The 18,690-nt window shown below is 64.1% G+C and carries 16 protein-coding genes; 14 read left to right on the top strand and 2 right to left on the bottom strand.

Annotated elements, in window-relative coordinates; genetic code table 11:
• Window positions 1-39: 39 nt before the first annotated feature.
• From LVJ94_24795 to LVJ94_24780, 4 genes are read left to right on the top strand one after another with little or no spacing between them, the layout of a single operon-like run.
• The gene (locus LVJ94_24795) at window positions 40-1,995 is read left to right on the top strand and encodes an ATP-binding protein (GenBank protein WXB10433.1); all 1,956 of its coding nucleotides are present in this window, start codon (window positions 40-42) and stop codon (window positions 1,993-1,995) included.
• Window positions 1,992-2,306 carry a hypothetical protein gene (locus tag LVJ94_24790; GenBank protein ID WXB10432.1) on the top strand — a complete coding sequence of 105 codons (315 nt, stop codon included), beginning with the start codon at window positions 1,992-1,994 and terminating at the stop codon, window positions 2,304-2,306. Before LVJ94_24795 ends, LVJ94_24790 begins: the two co-directional genes overlap by 4 nt.
• Window positions 2,303-2,956, top strand: a complete 654-nt coding sequence (locus LVJ94_24785; protein WXB10431.1) for a hypothetical protein — start codon at window positions 2,303-2,305, stop codon at window positions 2,954-2,956. The genes LVJ94_24790 and LVJ94_24785 overlap by 4 nt, the downstream gene beginning before the upstream one ends.
• Complete coding sequence (locus tag LVJ94_24780) at window positions 2,953-3,273, top strand: LysM peptidoglycan-binding domain-containing protein (protein ID WXB10430.1); 321 nt, start codon at window positions 2,953-2,955, stop codon at window positions 3,271-3,273. Before LVJ94_24785 ends, LVJ94_24780 begins: the two co-directional genes overlap by 4 nt.
• A 6-nt stretch (window positions 3,274-3,279) precedes the next feature.
• Here the strand turns inward: LVJ94_24780 and LVJ94_24775 are convergent, their stop codons facing one another.
• On the bottom strand, window positions 3,280-3,429 hold the full coding sequence (locus LVJ94_24775; protein WXB10429.1) for a hypothetical protein: 150 nt from the start codon (window positions 3,427-3,429) through the stop codon (window positions 3,280-3,282).
• On the opposite strand from LVJ94_24775, the gene LVJ94_24770 reads away from it, so the two are divergent.
• Window positions 3,428-4,390, top strand: a complete 963-nt coding sequence (locus LVJ94_24770; GenBank protein WXB10428.1) for a hypothetical protein — start codon at window positions 3,428-3,430, stop codon at window positions 4,388-4,390. The two genes, LVJ94_24775 and LVJ94_24770, sit on opposite strands and share 2 nt — an antisense overlap.
• Complete coding sequence (locus tag LVJ94_24765; protein ID WXB10427.1) at window positions 4,387-4,926, top strand: phage baseplate assembly protein V; 540 nt, start codon at window positions 4,387-4,389, stop codon at window positions 4,924-4,926. The genes LVJ94_24770 and LVJ94_24765 overlap by 4 nt, the downstream gene beginning before the upstream one ends.
• Window positions 4,927-4,956: 30 nt before the next feature.
• Here the strand turns inward: LVJ94_24765 and LVJ94_24760 are convergent, their stop codons facing one another.
• Window positions 4,957-5,232 carry a hypothetical protein gene (locus LVJ94_24760; GenBank protein WXB10426.1) on the bottom strand — a complete coding sequence of 92 codons (276 nt, stop codon included), beginning with the start codon at window positions 5,230-5,232 and terminating at the stop codon, window positions 4,957-4,959.
• Between the two features lie 68 nt (window positions 5,233-5,300).
• Between LVJ94_24760 and LVJ94_24755 the strand changes: the two genes are divergently transcribed.
• The 8 genes from LVJ94_24755 to LVJ94_24720 all read left to right on the top strand — a co-directional run bounded on the left by LVJ94_24755 (window position 5,301) and on the right by LVJ94_24720 (window position 18,678).
• The gene (locus LVJ94_24755) at window positions 5,301-5,633 is read left to right on the top strand and encodes a GPW/gp25 family protein (GenBank protein ID WXB10425.1); all 333 of its coding nucleotides are present in this window, start codon (window positions 5,301-5,303) and stop codon (window positions 5,631-5,633) included.
• Window positions 5,630-8,215 carry a putative baseplate assembly protein gene (locus LVJ94_24750; protein ID WXB10424.1) on the top strand — a complete coding sequence of 862 codons (2,586 nt, stop codon included), beginning with the start codon at window positions 5,630-5,632 and terminating at the stop codon, window positions 8,213-8,215. The genes LVJ94_24755 and LVJ94_24750 overlap by 4 nt, the downstream gene beginning before the upstream one ends.
• Complete coding sequence (locus LVJ94_24745) at window positions 8,212-11,313, top strand: putative baseplate assembly protein (protein ID WXB10423.1); 3,102 nt, start codon at window positions 8,212-8,214, stop codon at window positions 11,311-11,313. Before LVJ94_24750 ends, LVJ94_24745 begins: the two co-directional genes overlap by 4 nt.
• Window positions 11,310-13,625, top strand: a complete 2,316-nt coding sequence (locus LVJ94_24740; protein WXB10422.1) for a hypothetical protein — start codon at window positions 11,310-11,312, stop codon at window positions 13,623-13,625. The genes LVJ94_24745 and LVJ94_24740 overlap by 4 nt, the downstream gene beginning before the upstream one ends.
• Before the next feature lie 12 nt (window positions 13,626-13,637).
• On the top strand, window positions 13,638-15,110 hold the full coding sequence (locus LVJ94_24735) for a DUF6519 domain-containing protein (GenBank protein WXB10421.1): 1,473 nt from the start codon (window positions 13,638-13,640) through the stop codon (window positions 15,108-15,110).
• A 15-nt stretch (window positions 15,111-15,125) separates the two neighbouring features.
• Window positions 15,126-16,037 (top strand): hypothetical protein, encoded by a 912-nt coding sequence (locus tag LVJ94_24730; protein WXB10420.1) that lies wholly within the window; start codon window positions 15,126-15,128, stop codon window positions 16,035-16,037.
• A gap of 307 nt (window positions 16,038-16,344) precedes the next feature.
• The gene (locus LVJ94_24725; protein ID WXB10419.1) at window positions 16,345-17,547 is read left to right on the top strand and encodes a hypothetical protein; all 1,203 of its coding nucleotides are present in this window, start codon (window positions 16,345-16,347) and stop codon (window positions 17,545-17,547) included.
• 147 nt (window positions 17,548-17,694) lie between these two features.
• On the top strand, window positions 17,695-18,678 hold the full coding sequence (locus LVJ94_24720; protein WXB10418.1) for a hypothetical protein: 984 nt from the start codon (window positions 17,695-17,697) through the stop codon (window positions 18,676-18,678).
• Window positions 18,679-18,690 lie beyond the last annotated feature (12 nt).

The following is an 18,690-nucleotide window of genomic DNA, read 5'->3' as shown; positions in this document are numbered from 1 at the left end:
CCGCCGGCGGGACCCGCTGCCAATCGCCTCGGATCGGGGATGGAATGGGTCCGTCTGCGTCTCGAACGGGCCGTTTCCGGGGCCACCGAGGAGAGCGAGCAGGCCCTTGCGGACGCCGAGGCCGCGATGATCGCGAGCGCGTGGGGCTCGCCGTCGCGGCTCGAGGTGCTCATCGAGCGCTTCGCCCTGTCGAAGTTCGAATACGAAGTACTGCTCCTCTGCCTGGCCATGGAAATCGATACGAGCGTGGCCCCACTATGTGCCCGTGCGCAGCAGGATCCGCGAAAGGCGTATCCGACGTTCGCCCTCGCCATGTCGTTGTTCGACGAGCCGACGTGGGACGCCCTGTCGCCCGAGCGCCCGCTTCGACTCTGGCACTTGATCGAACTCGATGCGATCGACACGCTGAGCTTGACCGCGCGGGCACTCCGCATCGACGAGCGCGTGCTGAGCTTCGTCAAAGGCGTTCACCACGTCGACGCGCGCTGGATGCCGCTGCTCGAACCGCTCGAGGGCGCCCGCGATCTCGCGCTGCCGCCATCGCATCGAGCGATCGCGGACGCGGTCGTGCGTCGCATCGGTGCCGGCTCACGGGAGACGGGATTCCCCGCCGTGCAGCTCGTCGGGCGCGACGCGCAGAGCGTGCAGCTCATTGCCGCCCACGTGGAAGACGCGCTCGGGTTCCGTCCGTATCGACTGCATGCCGACTTGCTTCCCAGCGGCACGAACGAGCTCGACTTGCTCGTCCGACTTTGGCGCCGCGAGGCGATGCTCGGTCCGGTCGCACTCTACGTCGATGCGCACAACGTCGGCGAGTCCAGTGCTTCCACACTCGAGCGCTTCATCGCGCGCGTGCCAGGCGTCGTGCTCGTGGGGACACGGGAGCCACGAGCGACGGGAGACCGCAGCTCCGCGATCTTCGAGGTGAGCAAGCCGACCGCGGCCGAGCGCTCCGCGATTTGGCTCGAGCACCTTGGCCCCGAAGCCGAGGACCTCGCCGGGCGCCTGTCGGGCCAATTCGAGCTCGACACAGTGGCCATCCAGGGCCTCGCCGCCACCGTCTCACGGGATCCCGACGGCGCGCTCGACGGCGCCGGCCTTTGGCATGCGTGCGTCGATGCAACTGCGCCACGGGTCGAAGGGCTCGCGCGTCGGATCACCCCGCATGCCCAATGGGACGATCTCGTTCTGCCCGAGAAAGAGCTCTCGCAGCTTCGCGAGATGGCGGCGCAGGTCGAGCACCGCACGACCGTCTACGACACGTGGGGGTTCGGCGCTCGGTCCCAGCGCGGTCTGGCGCTCACCGCGCTGTTCTCGGGCGAGAGCGGCACGGGCAAGACCTTCGCGGCAGAGGTGCTGGCCTCCGAGCTGAAGCTGCAGCTTCTCTTCATCGATTTGAGTGCGGTCGTCAGCAAGTACATCGGTGAGACGGAAAAGAACTTGCGCCGCGTATTCGATGGAGCGGAGGACAGCGGTGCGATTCTGTTCTTCGACGAGGCCGACGCCTGCTTCGGCAAACGCAGCGACGTCAAAGATAGCCACGACCGCTATGCGAATCTCGAGGTGAGTTACCTGCTGCAGCGCATGGAGGCCTATCGCGGGCTCGCCATTCTAGCGACCAACATGAAAAGCGCCCTCGACCCGGCGTTCATGCGGCGTTTGCGCTTCTCCGTCCGATTCGCCTTTCCCGGCGAGCGGGAACGGCGCGCGATCTGGCGTCGTGCGTTTCCCGCGGAAGCGCCGCTCGGCCGGCTCGACTACGAGCGCCTCGCCAAGTTCGCGCTCACCGGCGGCTCGATCCGCAACGTATCGATGAACGCCGCATTCGCGGCGGCACAGGCCCGCACTGTGATCACCATGCCGGCCGTGCTCGGGGCCATTCGCTCCGAGCTGCAGAAGCTCGAACGACGCTCGAACGAATCCGAATTTCGTTGGCAGGAGAGCGAATTGGACGACGAGAGCGACAGGATAACCGAGGACGCGGTCGCGCAATGAAATTGAACTTGCATATTGAACACATCGTACTGGACGGCGTGGAGCTCTCCCCCGCGGAGACGCGCCGGATGGCGCACGCGCTGGAGCGCGAGCTACTCTCCAGAATGAACGGCGAGGCGGCGCGCGGCGAGGCGAGTCCGCCGTGGAGTGGCGCCGCAGTCGCCTCGCTCGCGGCCGCACCCATCACCGTGGATCCTGGGGCAGGCGGCACGCGGATCGGCCGCGAGCTCGCGCGTTCCGTGCACCGCGGTCTAGGACCCGTGCTCCCTGAAGCGGCGAGCGTCGCGCCGAGAGGTGGTGATCGCTCGTGAGCGCATTTCCCGGTTCGCCGCGACTGCTCAAAGGTGGCCTCGTTTTGGTCGACCCCGACAACGGAACGGTGCAGAAGACCATCGTTCTGCAGTACAACCCCGACACGCTGACCCGCTCGTTGCAGGTGCAGGGCGTGGGCGAAAATGCCGACCGCAGCGAGGCGTTGCGTTTGCGCGCGCCGCCAGTGGAGACCATCAAGCTGGAGGCCGAGATTGACGCGGCCGACCAGCTGGAGGTCGACGACAACTTGGTCAAACTCTACGGCATTGCTCCAATCCTGTCGGCGCTCGAGACGACGATTTATCCTACCGTGACGCAGATCAAGAGCAATCATGCGGACGCGGAAAAGGGCACGTTGGAAATCGCGCCCATGGAGACGGCGCTCATGCTCTTCGTGTGGAGCCGGCAGCGCACGGTGCCGGTGCGGATCACCGAGCTGTCGGTGACGGAAGAAGCCTTCGACCCTGCTCTCAACCCGCTGCGCGCGAAGGTAAATCTCGGTTTGCGTGTGCTCACCGTTTACGACCTGGGATTCACCACCAGCGGGAACATCTATCTCGCCTATCAGCAAAACAAAGAAGACCTCGCCATCAAAGCGACCGCGGGGGCCAGCCCGTCGTCCCTTGGCTTCACGAGGACCCCCCAATGAGCGTCGATACGTTGTCCCCGACCAGCCGCTACTTCACCGCTGGCACCGCGGAGCTCACGCTGCCCGATGGGACCAAGGTCATCTACTTGGCACGGCGGCTGATCGCGCCGCCCGAAAGCTTCGCCTTTCTGCGCGAGCACACCGTACGTGAAGGCGAGCGGCTCGATCACATTGCGGCCGAGCATCTCGGCGATCCCGAGCAATTCTGGCGAATCTGCGACGCCAACGCGGCCTTGAACCCGGACGACCTTTTGCGCATTGGCGGCATCATTCGGATTACATTGCCCGAAGGGCTTCCGGGGCCTCGCCGTGCTTAAGGGCCTTTACCTCACGCTCATGGTGGGACCCTCCATCCCAGCTCCCGTGCCGGAGCCGGTGACGGACGCGCTCAGGTCCGTCAAGGTGACGTCGAGCACGGAGTCCCGAAGTGGTTTCGAGCTGAGCTTCGGTGTGACCAATCGATCGCCGCTCATGACCACGTTTCTTCTCGCCGGCGGTGTGCTTCCAGCGAATTTGCGCGTCGTCCTCATTGCGACGATCAACGGCACGCCCGAGGTGCTGGTCGATGGGGTCGTGACGAAGACGCGCATTTCCTCGGGGAGCGGCGGGTCGACATCGACGTTCACGGTGACCGGCGAAGATTTGACCGCGCTGATGGACTTCGTCGACACGAGCGGTATCCCGTACCCGGCCATGCCGCCGGAGGCGCGGGTGGAGCTCATTCTCGCGAAGTATGCGCTCTTCGGGGTGGTCCCTCGGGTCATTCCGAGCCTCAATGGGGTGCCGCCGAATCCGCTCGACATCATTCCACGCCATCAAGGGAGCGACCATTGGTACATCTCCAAATTGGCGAGCGATGCCGGATACGTCTTTTACCTCGAGCCCGGACCCCCACTGACGAGCATTGCCTACTGGGGACCGGAGATCCGGGCCGGTGTGCCCCAGCCGGCGCTCAACGTGGATATGGACGCGGAGACCAACGTCGAGTCGTTGAATTTCGATTTTCAGAACGACGCAAGGGTATTGCCGATCGTCATGATTCAAGATCCCATTTTCAAACTCCCGATTCCGGTACCGCTGCCGGACATCAATCCACTGAGCCCTCCGCTCGGCCTGATTGAGCCCATTCCACAGCGGATCGAGAAGATCCCTTCGACCGCCAAGTTGACCATGGGTGAGGCGATCCTGCGCGGGCTGTCGAAGACGACACACCACGCCGATGCGGTGTCCGGGACCGGCTCGCTCGACGTGCTTCGCTACGGCCGAACCCTGAAAGCGCGCCGGCTGGTGGGCGTGCGAGGCGCGGGTGAGGCATTCGACGGGCTCTATTTCGTCAAAAGCGTGACCCACAACATCAAGCGCGGCGAGTACAAGCAAGACTTTACGCTCGTCCGCAATGGGCTCGTATCCACCGTACCGCGGGTGCCGTCATGAGCGGGATGAATGGCCGAGAAGGCAGCGCCGACCAAGGTCAAAGGTATTACGGAAAGTACCGTGGGACGGTCATCAACAACGTCGACCCGCTGCAGATAGGCCGAATTCAGGCCATCGTGACGGACGTTTCGGCCCTTCTACCGACGACGTACGCCATGCCGTGCGTTCCACTCGCCGGCAAGGAGATGGGAACGTACATGGTGCCGCAGGTGGGGGCCGGCGTATGGATCGAATTCGAACAAGGCAACCCGGATTATCCTATTTGGGTGGGCACCTACTGGGGCACCGCGGCCGAAGTGCCGAAGTTGGCGCTCGCCGGCATCCCCGCCAGCCCGAACATCGTGTTTCAAACGGCGGGGCAGAACACCTTGATGCTCAGCGACACGCCCGGCGTCGGCATCGTCCTCAAGACCTTGACCGGGGCCTTCATCATGGTGAACGACGTGGGCATCACGATCTCGAACGGCAAGGGCGCGATCATCACGATGACCGGCAATATCACCGATATCAACGGGGCCGGACTCACGGTCATATGACGCAGGAGACGCGATGCCTGGAACGATTCTTCACTTGGGTGCCACGGTCTTTTGCATGCACGGCGGACAGGCGCAGCCGACGGCCACGACGCCCCGTGTACTGGTGAGCGGGCAACCGGTGGTCACGCGTGCGCCGCCGTACACCGTGGCCGGCTGCGCGCTACCGCCGCCCGCCTTGGGCGGCAATGGCCCGTGCGTGACGGCGATGTGGACGACGTCGGCCGTGCGCGTCACCAGTGGCGGGATCCCGCTCCTGCTCTTGGACAGCCAGTCCGTCTGCGTTCCCCCCGGGACACCTTTGATCATCGCGCAAACACAAATTCGAGCGATTGGAACGTAACCTCATGAACATCGCCTTTCCTTTACGATTCGACGTGCGAAAACGTACGGCCACTGCCGACGACGTTCAGCACGTGCGCGACATGATCGAGCAACTGCTCTTCACCTCGGCGGGCGAGCGGGTGAACCGGCCGGACTTCGGCAGCGGATTGAAGCAATTGATCTTCGCGCCCAACAGCGTCGAGCTGGCTTCCGCATTGGAGTACACGCTTCGCGCTGCGCTCCAGCGCTGGTTGGGTGACGTGATCGACGTGAAATCGCTGGTCGTCACCGCCGAGGGGCCGACGCTTCGCATCGTGATTCGCTATGTCATCTTGCGCACCGGCGCGCTCCACGAAGACGTTATCGAAGGGCAAGGGCGACCATGAGCACCGTGCGAGGCTCGGACTTGACGTGTGCGGTGGATGAGCGCCGGCAGCTCGTGCGCGACAAGAAATGGAACGGTCTCGACTACGTGGACGTGGTGGAGGACGATCCGTCGCAGCGAACGCTCTGCGTTCACTTTTTCGCCGAGGTACCCCGGGATCTCGCGATCGCGAACGTGGTCATCGAGGGAGGGCGCCGCATTCGCAACATCCGCGTGGTGTCCATCACGCCGGGCTACGACGACGATCCCGAGCACGAGGAGTGCTTGCGCGTCGTGGTGGACCAGGCGGGCGATTTTTCGCCGTACAAGCTGCGCCTGGTGGCCGTCGACGAAAATGGGCGCCCGACGGGAAAGCCGCTGCCGGGATTCGATGTTCGGTATTCGAGCGTCACCTTCAGCTTCAAGATCCATTGTCCGAGCGATCTCGATTGTGCGCCGGCGCCAGAGGGGTGCTGTGACGAGACGCGCGAGGAGCCGGCGATCGATTACCTCGCGAAAGATTATTCGTCCTTTCGACGGCTGATCCTCGACCGGCTCGCGCTGGTGATGCCCGAATGGACCGAGCGGCACGTGCCCGACGTGGGCATCGCCCTGGTCGAACTGCTGGCGTACGTGGGAGACCATCTCAGCTATTACCAGGATTCCGTGGGGACCGAGTCGTACCTGGACACGGCGCGAAAGCGTATTTCGGTTCGGCGCCACGCGCGCCTCGTCGATTATCGAATTCACGAAGGTTGCAATGCGCGCGTGTGGCTCGTGCTCACGACCGACCGCGACAGAACTGGCGACGACGCGCTCGATCTCGACGACACGTATTTCGTCACCGCGACGGAAGAAATGAGCTCGTTCGGCCCGGACATCGTGAAAGAGTCCGCGTTGGCCCGCATCACGCCCAATCGCTATCAATGCTTCGAATCGCTGCGCGAGCGCGCGGAGAAGACCCTTTCGCTGTGGGCGGGGCAGAACGAGATCCTGTTTTATACCTGGGGCGACAGTGACTGCGCGCTTCCACGCGGCGCGACGCGCGCCACGTTGCTCGACGAATGGTCGACGCCCGAGCCGGCGGAAGATGGAACGCGCGCGCGTCCGTTGAGCAGCCTGCGGCCTGGCGATGTGTTGCTCTTCGAAGAGGTTCTAGGCCCTTCGACGGGCACGCCGGCGGATGCCGATCCGCTGCACCGCTGGTTCGTGCGGCTCACCAAGGTCGCGCCGGGGCTCGACGAGCTGACGCAGCGGCACGTGGTCGAGATCGAGTGGGCCACGGAGGACGCGCTTCCATTCGACCTTTGCGTCACCACGGTACTTCCTGCCCCGGAATGCCGCCGGATCGAGAACCTCACGGTGGCCCGTGGCAACGTGCTGCTCGCCGACCACGGCTGCCGCGCCACCGACCCGCCCGTGGTCGTGGGAGCGCGCGAGGTGATGGGGACGTGCGCCTGCGAAGGAAGCCTGGTGGACGTCGAAGCGGTTCCCGAGAGGGTCCGTCCCCTGTTGAACAAGGCGGAGCCCGTGTTTCGCCAGAGGCTCCCCGCGCAGCCGACGAGCGTCGGGGCTTCGAAGATGGTGCGCCAGGATCCATGGGCCGCGCTCCCCGTGGCGTACATCGAAGCGACGGGACCGAAGCCCCCGAATGGTCCGGCGGTGACGTCGATTTGGGAGCCGCGGCGGGATCTCCTCGCGAGCGGGCGATACGACCGTCACTTCGTGCTGGAGGTCGACGAGGCGCGCCTCGGTCACGTGCGTTTTGGCGACGGGGAGCTCGGTGCGCAGCCGGAGGTCGATATGTCGCTGCGCGCGGTTTATCGATTCGGGAATCCATTGGCCGGAAACGTCGAGGCCGAGACGATCACCCGCATCGTGTCGCGCACGAAGCTCGACGGTGTGAAGATCACCGTGCGCAATCCGCGTCCCGCGATCGGTGGAACGGCGCCCGAAACGCTGGCCCACGTGAAGCTCGCTGCACCGCACGCGTTTCGCGCGGACCTGCGCCGTGCCATTACCGGCGATGACTACGCGGTGCTCGCGCAAGAGGATCCGCGCATTCAGCGGGCGTCAGGGACGCTCCAGTGGACGGGGAGCTGGTACGAGGCGAAGGTGGCCATCGATCCGCTGGGGACCGACGAGGTCGATCCTGCGCTTCTGAAGAGCATCGAAGAACGCCTCGAGGTCTATCGCCGGCTCGGACACGACTTGCGCGTCGTGCCCGCGCGCTACGTGCCCATCGATTTGAAGCTGGAGGTGTGCGTCAAGCCCGGTTACTTGCGTGCGCACGTGAAGGCCGACGTGGCCGCGCGCCTCGGCACCGGGGTCTTGCCCGGTGGGAAGCTCGGATTCTTCCACGCCGACGCACTCACGTTCGGTACTGCGATATGCCCGAGCGACATTCTCTCCGCCGTGCAATCGGTCGTCGGTGTGGAGAGGGTCTCGCTGATATGGCTGCGACGGCTCTTCGAGCCGAAGGTGCCCCTCGACGACAAGACGGGCGAGCTGGAGCTGCGCCCCGACGAGATCGCACAATTGGACAGTGATCCCGATTACCCCGAGCACGGAAAGCTTACGCTCATCATGGGAGGAGGACGATGACGCAGCCCTGCGGTTGTTCGGCATGCGCCGCGAGCGGTGCGACGTTGGTCCCGGTTGCGAATCGGCCGGGACTCCCGTCGATCGAGTACCGCGTCGGCACGCACGCGACGTTTCTATCGACGATGAAAGCTCGCCTCTCGAGCGCGGAGCACCGGCAGGGTCTCGACGGGCTCATGGCGCGCGATTCGAGCGATCCGTCCATCGCGATGCTCGATGCATGGGCGACGGTGGCCGACGTGCTCTCGTTCTATCAAGAGCGCATCGCCAACGAGGCCTATCTGCGCACGGCCGTCGACAAGGCCTCGGTTACCCACCTGGCAAACCTGGTCGGCTATGAGCCGCGGCCCGGCGTTTCGGCGAGCGTCTACCTCGCATACACCGTGCAATCGAGCCCGAAAGTCGTGGTCATCCCCGCCGGCACTCGGGCGCAAAGCGTGCCCAATCCGGGTAAAAAGGAGAAGGCCCAGACCTTCGAGACGTCCGTCACGATCGAGGCGCGCGCAGAGTGGAACAATCTGCAAGTGCGCAGGACGATGCCTCAAGATATCCGTTTCGACATCGGGAAACTTCTGGCGGATGGGGAGCGCCCTCCTCAGACCCATAACGAGAACGTCCTCGTCAACCGCCAAAAGGACGACACGAATGAGTTGAAGGACGTCCTGTACGTGGAAGGCAACTCCACGAACTTGAAGCCGAACGATTTTCTTCTCTTCGTACGGGGTGGCGTCGCCGGCATACGGCGGATTCGCTCCGTCACCGTGGACCAGAATAAGGGCCGCATCGCGTTCCTGCTATTTCCGCGCCTACTCGATCTCATCGACCTCGAAGGGATACCTCTCCCGACGACGCCGGCAAAGCTGGCGGCTCCGCGCCCCGAGCGTGAGGGCAACGGGATCAAGACGCTCGAGCTCTTTTCTGGGTTACTCAAATCGACCATCACGCCGGGAGATCAGCCCGAAAATCCGATTGGAACCGAAGCCGCGTTCAACGAGAACCGTGATGTCGTTCCACGCATTCTCGCCAGCTTTCACCCGGAGGCCGCCGCAGAGGCCTATCGCGCGCTTTCGACGGCGAAGGTGACGGAGGACCTCGGATTCGAGGTATTCCCGCTCACACGCGTATCGCTCTTCGGCGCGTCCTCACCAAAGGTGCGCTCCAAACAAGACGACCTCACCAAAGAGAAAGAGTGGCCCTTTGAGCCTTTGGCACCGCCCTCCTCGGGCGGCGGGGGAGGTGTCGACAATGCGAGGGCGATCGGCGAAACGGCACTCGCCCTGCCGGAGGCAGAACACGCCGATGCCGTACCGCTCGCCGATGACAGCAAGGGCGGCGAAGCCAACGTGCTTTACCTCGACAACGCCTACGAGGGGGTCCAAATCGGTGACCTGCTTCTCCTGGAGACGGTCCTCACCCCGTTGACCGCCCCGGCACGATCGGTGGTCCGCGCGGGGAAGGTCCGCACCCAGTCGAAGGCGGGATTCGGCCTCTCCGGGAAGACGACGCGCATCGAGCTCATTGAGGATGGCGGGTTGCCCCGCAATTGGCTCGGCTACTGGTCCGGGTCACCGCCCCAGGGTAACCTCGAGGATAACACCTTACCCCACAATTTTGACGCGATCCGCCGCACCGTCGTCTACCTGCCTGGCGCGCCATTGACGCTCGCCGGCATTCCGATCCCCGACCCCGTCGAAGGCCATTCGCTCGAGCTCGAGCAAGTTTATTCCGACTTGAGCGCCGGCCAATGGGTCGTCGTCTCCGGTGAGCGTGCGGACATTCGCGCGAAGCTGCCGCCGGTCACTCTCGCCGATGGCACATCGGATCCGTCGGAAGACGCCGAGGTCCAGGCGGCCGGCGTGCCATGGAGCGAGCTGGCCAGGGTCGCGGCGGTCACGCACTCCTTCGATGCCAAGCGCAAAGGCGATCGCGAGCACAGCACGTTGGAACTCGAGCGGGCGCTGGGGCACACGTACGTGCGCGAGACCGTGACGATCAACGCCAACGTCGTTCTTGCCACCCACGGCGAGAAGCGGGCGCAAATCTTGGGCAGCGGCGACGGGACCATCCCGCACCAGGCGTTCACCTTGGGCCAATCGCCGCTCACCTTCGTGTCGGCACCGACGCCATCGGGCGTCGCGAGCACGCTCGACGTACAGGTCAACGGTGTGCGCTGGCACGAACGCCCCAGCTTTTTCGACACCGGCCCGCGCGATCGCATGTTCATCACGCGTCAGGACGACGCCGGAAAAACGACGGTGACCTTCGGCGACGGCATCGAGGGTGCGCGGCTTCCGACGGGGCAGAACAATGTCAATTCGCGGTACCGAAATGGCATTGGCAAAGACGGAAACGTCGAAGCAGGGCAGATCAAGACGGTCACCGACAATCCGGGGGGCGTCTCCCAGGTGATCAATCCGAAGCGCGCCTCCGGTGGAGCGGATCGCGACTCGCGTTCGCTCATCCGCCAGAATGCACCGGCGTCGGTGACCGCGCTCGATCGATTGGTGTCGGTGTCGGACTACGCGGATTTTTCACGCACCTTCGCCGGCGTCGCCAAAGCGAGCGCGGTGGTCTTGTCCGACGGCTTCCGGAACGTGGTGCACGTCACGGTCGCCGGTGTCGACGACATTCCCATCGACGATACGTCGAATCTGCTGCGCAACCTTCGCACGGCGCTCCTTCGCTTTGGAGACCCGCAGCAGCCGGTCAAAGTGGATGCGCGCACGGCGAAATTCATCGTCATCGACGCCTCGGTGTCCGTCGATGAGGACCATCCGTGGGATACGGTTCGACCTCGAATCGAGGCGGCGCTGCGCGATACCTTCTCCTTCGACCGAAGGGAGCTCGGACAGCCGCTGCATCGAAGCGAAGTCCTCGCGTGCATCCACGCCATCGAGGGCGTCACCTGCGTGAACCTCAACGCCTTCGGCGTGGTGAGCGATGCCGGCAAGACGGAGTTCCCCGATGAGAAGGATCCGCCGGTGTACCTGGCGAGAATCGACCAGAAGCGTGAATTGCCGCATGAATTCTTGCCGGCCGAAATCGCCTACTTGTCGCCGAGCGTGACCGAGACTCTGAAACTCGCGGAGATGAAAGCGTGAGCCAATCGATCGACCGACTTTATGAACTGCTGCCCGCGATCTATCGCTCGCGCGACGCCGAGCTGGTGACGGAAGGGGACGTGGACGAAAGCACCGCGTCGCCTCCTCTTCGCGAGCTCCTCCGGGTGATCGCCGAACAGGTGAACCTGGTCGAGGACGATATCACCCAGCTCTACGAGAATCTCTTCATCGAGACCTGCGAGCCGTGGGTGGTTCCGTACATTGGTGACCTGATTGGATATCGTCCCGTGTATCAGTATCGGGCCTCCGAGGATGTGCGTTCGCCGCGTGCCCAAGCGCGCGAGCGCATCGTGATCCCGCGGCGCGACGTGGCCGACACCATCGCGTACCGCCGGCGCAAAGGGACCGCGTCGCTGCTCCCCGATCTCGCGCGAAGCGTGAGCGGCTGGCCGGCGATTTCCGTGGAAACGTACCGCCTGCTCGCCGCGACGCAGTCCATGCAGCACGTGCGTCTCGATCGCGGCCGCACGCGCGACCTCCGCGACGGCCGCAGCATGAACCGGGTCGACGGGCCGTTCGACGATTCTGCCTACACGGTGGACGTGCGCCGCTCGGTTTCGACCCGCACGCGCGGCCGGCACAATATTCCCGACGTTGCCGTCTTCGTGTGGCGCCTGCGCACGGACTCGGTCACCTACAAAGCGGCGTGCTGCGTCGAAGGCGTCGGGCCGCAGAGCTTCACCTTCGACGTCTTGGGCCACGACACGCCGCTTTTCACCTTGGCGCAGCCTGCGGGCCCGGGTGTCGCGCCCGAGCTCACCGTTCCGGACCGCATCACGCGCCGCGCGTTCGAAGAGCGGGTCATGAAAAATGGGCGCCTCGAGCGCACGCAAGCGTCCGCGGACTATTACGGTGAGGGCAAGAGCATCACCATTTGGGCTCACGATTGGCCCAAAAAGGGTGATCGCGGTCCGATCCCGCGTGAGGCCATCATTCCCGCGGACCTCTCCGAGTGGGGGCCGCCACCTCCCAGGAACCGCGTAGCGGTGGATCCCGTGCTCGGCCGCATCGTCTTTCCGGCAAATCAATGGCCCAAATCGGGAGTGCGCGTCACGTACCACGATGCATTCAGCGCGGACATCGGAGGCGGCGAGTACCAGCGGCCTCTTTCCGAGCCTCGAGGCAGCCATATTTACCAGGTGGGGGCCGATCGGCCGCTGAAAACGATTCGCGCGGCACTCGAAGCGTGGGCGAAGGACAAGGAAGCGCGGAAAGCCCAAAGCGAGCCATTCGTTCTCTCCGCGGTCATCGAGATCGTCGACAATGGCGTTTACACCGAGCCCTTGAACATCACGGTGGAGGCCGGCGAAACGCTGCAATTGCGCGCGGCGAATCGGAAGTTCCCAGTCATTCGGCTGCTCGATTACATGGCCGATCGCCCCGACGCGTTCAGCATCACGGCCACCGGAAAGGGCGCGCGCGTGGTGCTCGACGGTCTCCTGATCGCCGGGCGAGGCCTGCAGATCTATGGCCCGGATCGCGACGGCGAATGCGAGACGAATGCGGACCTGTGCGAGGTCATGGTGCGGCACTCCACGCTCGTTCCCGGCTGGATGCTCGAGTGCGACTGCGAGCCGAAGCGCCCGAACGAGCCCAGCGTCGAATTGATCAATACGCGCACGACCCTGCGCATCGAGCACTCCATCGTCGGAACTCTGTTGGTCGTGGCCGACGAAGTCCGCGAAGAGCCGGGGCGCATCGTGGTCACCGATAGCATCGTGGACGCGACGAGTTGCGATCGCGTGGCCGTCGGTTCCGCCAATGGTCCGGCGGCCCACATCGTGTTTCACGTCGAGCGGAGCACAGTTTTGGGCCGCACGTGCGTCCACGTCATCGAGCTCGCCGAGAACACGATTTTCCAGGGTGAGACTTTCGTGGCACACCGGCAGATCGGGTGCATGCGCTTTTGCTACGTGCCGCCGGGATCGCGCACGCCAAAACGGTTCCACTGCGAGCCCGACACGGCGATTGCCGCGGCGCTCGACGAGCAAAAGCGGCGCGCCGAAGAGGCGAACCCACCGGTGGCGGTGACGCTCGAGGAGAAAGCCGCGCTCACCGAGAGAACGGCGCATCGGGTAGAACCGGAATTCAACGGCAGCCGTTATGGTTCACCGCGTTATTGCCAATTGGCCATCACGTGTGATCCGGCCGTCACCGCCGGCGCCGACGACGAATCGGAAATGGGAGTGTTTCACGATCTCTATCAACCCCAGCGCGCGGCCAATCTACGCGCGCGCCTCGACGAGTACACGCCGGCGCACATGGAGGCCGGCGTATTTTTCGCAACCTAAAGGAGCAGGCCCGTGAAAGGCGATTTTACCCGCAATACGTTCGACTCCAAGAAACACTACAGCCGGGTCCTGCTGCAACAGGGGCGCGTGGCGATCGACGCGGATTGGAACGAGCAGGCGTCCATTTTGCTTCATCACCTGCGAACCCTGACCGAGGATCTGCTCGGGCGGCATGCCGGCCCGGCGATGGACGGCGGTTTCGACATTCGCAAGCCGGACGCGACGTCGTCTGGCAATGACTTCCCCATTACGCGCGGCCACTACTACGTCGAGGGGATTCTGATCGAAAACGAGCACGGCGCCCCTCCGCAGCCGCCGGCCACGCCACCGCCCAATGGGACGGAACCCTTCACGACGTACCAGCGCCAACCCGACTGGTGGCCGAAAGCCTTGGACCAAGATGGCAATTACTTCGTTTATGCCGACGTGTGGGAGCGACTGATAACGTCCGTCGAGGATCCCACCATCCGCGAGAAAGCGCTGGGCGGCCCCGACACCGCTGCGCGCGCCAAGGTCGTTTGGCAAGTCAAAGCCCGCAAGCTGCGTCCAGCCACCGGCACGTCCGGAGAGACCCCGGACGACGCCTTGAAAGCGCTACGAACGCGTTCGCGCGGCAGGATGCGGGCGTTCGTGCAGGAGACGGCGGTCGCCACGGACCCGTGCGTGATCCCGCCGACTTCGCAATACCGCGGTGAAAACCAATTGTGGCGGATCGAAGTGCACCGGGGTGGCCCGATCGAGCAGGCCACCTTCAAGGTATCGCTCGACAACGGCTCGGTGATCTTTCCGGTCGTCGGGCTTCCGCATGCGCCCGTGAAGCGCAAGGCGGATGAAGCGGCGAAGCAATTCAGCGTCCGAGTGGCCCACCTCGGCCGGGACGAACGAACGACGCTCGTGGAAGACGATTGGGTGGAACTGGTCGACGATCGCTACGCCCTGCAGTCGCCGCAGGACGGCGAGTGGCACCCCGACGCTCTGCTTCGCGTGGTGAAGGTCGACGCGGAAGAGATGACCGTCACGTTGGAAGGGGAGTCCACCGTGTGCACGCGGGCGCAGAAGGAGCAAACGAACGTCCTCCTTCGTCGCTGGGATCATCGCGGAACGGAAATCGAGGTGGTGAAGGACGACTTCGCCACGGGCACGTTCAAAATGAGCGAGGCCGAGTTCCACCTCGCCGACGGTATTCACATCGCCTTCGAGAAAGCCACCGGTACCACGCAGCACGATTATCGTCCGGGCGATTACTGGCTCATTCCCGCGCGCGAGGCCGCGGGCGAGACCGCGGCGAACATCGAATGGCCGGAAGAGGGCTTCGTACCGCCGCGCGGTATCGCGCATCACTATGCACCGCTCGCAGAGCTGACGTTGAGTGCTGGCAAGATCTCGGACGTCAAGTCGTTGCGTACGACGTTCGCACTGCCCACGACGACGCCGCCGACCACTCCCGGGACGGAGACGGACCCTGCCGTCGACGAGGAGTTGTAAAAGGATACGCTGGTCGTGAAAGCCGTTTTCTCGTTTTGGTCGAAGCCTTTTCCGGCCCACCGTCGCACGGTGTGGATGACTGAAGCGCACCATCTGTATTCGTGGGCGCTCGCCGTTCATGCGGCGGGCGTCCACTATCCAACATCGTTGGTGACCGATGACGAGGGAAAACGACTTTTGGTCGACGACCTCGGTCTCCAGTTCGGCGAATACTCGGTCGCGTTGAACGGGCTATCCGATATGGACCCGGATTGGTGGACCCTGAGCAAGCTGTACACGTACACCTTGCAAAAAGAGCCCTTCTTTCACATCGACAGCGACGCGTACCTCTGGAAACGGCTGCCCGAACACGTCGAGCAGTCTCCCGTTCTTGGTCAAAATCCGGACCCCTTCGGATTCGGCGCATGGGCATCGGTTCTCTCGGACATTCGAAGCGCCTTTGCACGCTCGAAGCGCGCCTGGCTCCCCGACGAATGGACATGGTACGAAGCCGCGCGCGGCGGACTTTCCGTCGCCGCCGGCCTCGTCGGAGGCCAGCGCTTCGACTTTCTGGCCCACTACGGCCAATCGGTGATGACCATGCTGAAGCACCGAGGCAACACGCGCCCACTGGCCGCCCTGCGCGAAAAGGCACGTTGCATGGTCGCCGTCGAAGAGTGGTTCCTCCAAGCTTGCGTGGAGTACCACCGAGGCCGCGCCGACTCCCCGTTTCGCGACATCCGCATCGAGTACCTCTTCCCGAGCCACGCCGCAGCCTGGAGCGAGCGCGAAGCGCTGCGTATGGGCTTCACGCATCTGATTGGGCAAGCGAAGCGAAACCCGCGCATCGCGGGGTACTTGGAAAACCGGGTGCAGCGCGATTTGCCCGCGTTGTACGAGAGATGCCGCGAAGTCGCGGCCGCGCGGGTTCGTGGCGGATCGGGGTGAACGCGAGGAGGAGCGGCATGTCCGGTAAGCATATGTTAAGCCAAAAAGGGCTCGCTTTGAGCGGGACGACGAGCGTTGTCTCGGCGCGCGAGCCAACGATGGGTATCGAGGTTCGCTTCTTTTGGCCGGAGCACTCGCCAGGATGCGCCGGACGGAGGAAGCCCGAGAACGATTTCAGCTCGCTGTCGAAGCAGCCAAAAAGCTCGGCGGCGACCACGCTGAAGCCATTCGTAGCATGGCTGCGAATGCATATGGGATCCAAGTCGACGCGTGATCGTTCGACCAAATCATGAAGGATTGGTGAATCGTGCGCGTTCTCGATCGCAAACCGATACCGAATGAAACGAGCGCGGTCGTCCCGTCGCGAAAGCCCGGGCTCGTGCGTTCGGGGCCGAGCGCTGCGTGGAACTCGCCGAGCGTTCCTCTACTCGACACGACCGACGGCGGCCGCACCGGCCACGCGCTTGCGGGAGATCTTTCCGCCGTTCCCGCCCACGGAGTTCCGCTCGTCCAACGGCAGGCAAATGCCAATCAACCCGCGCAAGCCGGTGGGAACGACAAGCGCCGTTTCGTCCAAGATGCCATTGAATTCCTGCGCAGTGCCGCCGATTACTTTCGCGCCGTTCATGGGGTGGCGGGTGCGCCGGGTGGCGGTGCGGGGGCGGCTCGGTTCAGCGATGCCACGGTACGTCGAACGCTGACCGGGTGGCACACCACCGTTGATACGCACGAGAAGATCATCCTCGACGAGCTCGCGGGCGACCGGACGCTCTTTCAAGCATTGCGGACGGCGTACACCGAGGCGGTGGGATCTCTTTTGGGGGGAGCGGCTGACGTTGCCTATCGGCCGGTGAACGAGGTGTTCCAGACGTACCGCGCACTCGTTTTCGAGTGGGCCATGCCTGTTCAGAATTTTCCCGGGATTACGACCCCGCTTCCACCCTCGGCGCAGCAGGACCCTGCAACCAAGATCGCGAGCCTGCGGGAGGGTCAGATTCGGATCGAGGTGCTCCCCGACGCGGTGATGACGCAACAAGAGGTGGCGAAGACGAAGGGGGCGGCGGTTACAGAGTACAAAGTAGTCCGCGGCGGGATTCACTTCCGGCATCAAAACGGGCATGTCGCCACCTTCTCCGGCCCTGGAGATCTGGTCGCACGCATTCAAACACGCTATCCACCTACCATGAATCGACAGGGGCCTTCAGGATACGGGCGGGGCACCACAGCCGAGGACATCGCAGCAGGGGATACGTCCGTTCAATTTCACGAAGGGCGCCACGGTGCGGATTACCTGCGCTTTTTTCGCGAGCATCCGGCGCCACAATTCACGGGCCGTATCGGGATGACCGTGCAGGACTTCAACGCAGCCATTGAAACTTATATTCAAGCTGTCCGTACATATTCCGACGACATCAAGAAGGACACGTCTCACAGGACGCACTGCGTCGGGGTCACGATCGATCAGTACCACGCAGCGCAAGGCAATCCCACCATCGAGTGTCCACCCTAACGGGTCGCGATGCGCGGTATCGTTCGAAACCATCCGATACGAGTGCTCGGTGCGGCGATCCTGTCGGGCTTGGTCGTCGCATCCGGGCTCGGGTGTGAAAATCCCAGTCGCAGGTCGACGTCCGCCTCGGCGAAAGGTCCCTCGGCCATGACATGGCGTCCGAGTCCAACGGTCGTTTCCACGGATGCCTCCGGGTGCGAGCACCTGCGGGATGGCTACGAACGGAGGTCTCCGAATAGGACGTTCGTCCAGCACTATGGGGAGGCCAGACTTGCACTGGACGGTGCCCCGCTTGCCGGCGAAGGGCGCGCCACTCTGGCCTCCGAGTACGTTGTCGTCGAGAACGGCGATTCACCACGCATCGTGGCCGAGCAAAACGGGTTGCGCTTCATGCTGCACGTCGCGGCCCGCGATTTGATGCCGACGGCAACGAAGCGCGTCACCCTTTTGGGCGCACCGAAGGCGGCGGCGTCGCTCGATGCCGATGCAGGCCGAATCGTCGTGGCACCCGGCGCGTCCGTTCGGGTCCTCGAGCGCGCAGCCGAGTGGGTTCGCGTCAAGCTTGCCGACGAAACCGTCGACGCGGAAGGTTGGTTGCCGGCGAGCGCGATGGGGGTCGTCTATGCACCTTTACCGTGGCATCCGCCCGTGTCGCCGACGACCTTCGTGCAGCCCGACACCACGATGCGGGAACGGTCGGGTGGCCGCGTGTTGGCGACGTTCACGCGTCTGGCGCCTGCGCAAATCGAGTCGCGGCGCGGGGACGTCGTGCGGATCCAGGTGAAGCTGCGCGTCCAGTTGGAGAAACACAGCAACGACCAAGCGCGTTTGCACTACGAGATTCACGGATGGGTTCGCGCGAAGGATCTGACGAACAACGGATTCATCGAGGACTCCGCGCCCGGTGAATCCATCGAAGGATCCGCCGCCGACGTATCGCTGACGCCAAATACATGCCTTCACCTTGCGCCCCGGGGCCCCGTGGTCGGCATGACACTCGCGCATGCAAGCGCGAGTGTCACCGAGAGACGCGAAGACTGGGTGCAACTGATGGTGCAAACCGCATGGGGATACCTCGCCGTCTGGGCCCCCGCGACGCTCATCGCGAAAGCCGCGCCCGGAGCGAAGTAAATGGGTGAGCCC

The organism is Sorangiineae bacterium MSr11367, assembly GCA_037157805.1.
GTDB lineage: Bacteria > Myxococcota_A > Polyangia > Polyangiales > Polyangiaceae > Pendulispora > Pendulispora rubella.
The sequence above is the reverse complement of the archived record's forward strand: the minus strand, read 5'-3'. Positions and strand labels throughout refer to the sequence as shown.

What these genes read in the sequence shown, in the direction of transcription:
- LVJ94_24795 (WXB10433.1), top strand. Translation starts at nt 40, where the DNA reads ATGGAATGGGTCCGTCTGCGTCTCGAACGGGCCGTTTCCGGGGCCACC.
- LVJ94_24790 (WXB10432.1), top strand. Translation starts at nt 1,992, where the DNA reads ATGAAATTGAACTTGCATATTGAACACATCGTACTGGACGGCGTGGAG.
- LVJ94_24780 (WXB10430.1), top strand. Translation starts at nt 2,953, where the DNA reads ATGAGCGTCGATACGTTGTCCCCGACCAGCCGCTACTTCACCGCTGGC.
- LVJ94_24770 (WXB10428.1), top strand. Translation starts at nt 3,428, where the DNA reads ATGACCACGTTTCTTCTCGCCGGCGGTGTGCTTCCAGCGAATTTGCGC.
- LVJ94_24775 (WXB10429.1), bottom strand. Translation starts at nt 3,429, where the DNA reads ATGAGCGGCGATCGATTGGTCACACCGAAGCTCAGCTCGAAACCACTT.
- LVJ94_24765 (WXB10427.1), top strand. Translation starts at nt 4,387, where the DNA reads ATGAGCGGGATGAATGGCCGAGAAGGCAGCGCCGACCAAGGTCAAAGG.
- LVJ94_24760 (WXB10426.1), bottom strand. Translation starts at nt 5,232, where the DNA reads ATGATCAAAGGTGTCCCGGGGGGAACGCAGACGGACTGGCTGTCCAAG.
- LVJ94_24750 (WXB10424.1), top strand. Translation starts at nt 5,630, where the DNA reads ATGAGCACCGTGCGAGGCTCGGACTTGACGTGTGCGGTGGATGAGCGC.
- LVJ94_24745 (WXB10423.1), top strand. Translation starts at nt 8,212, where the DNA reads ATGACGCAGCCCTGCGGTTGTTCGGCATGCGCCGCGAGCGGTGCGACG.
- LVJ94_24720 (WXB10418.1), top strand. Translation starts at nt 17,695, where the DNA reads ATGACATGGCGTCCGAGTCCAACGGTCGTTTCCACGGATGCCTCCGGG.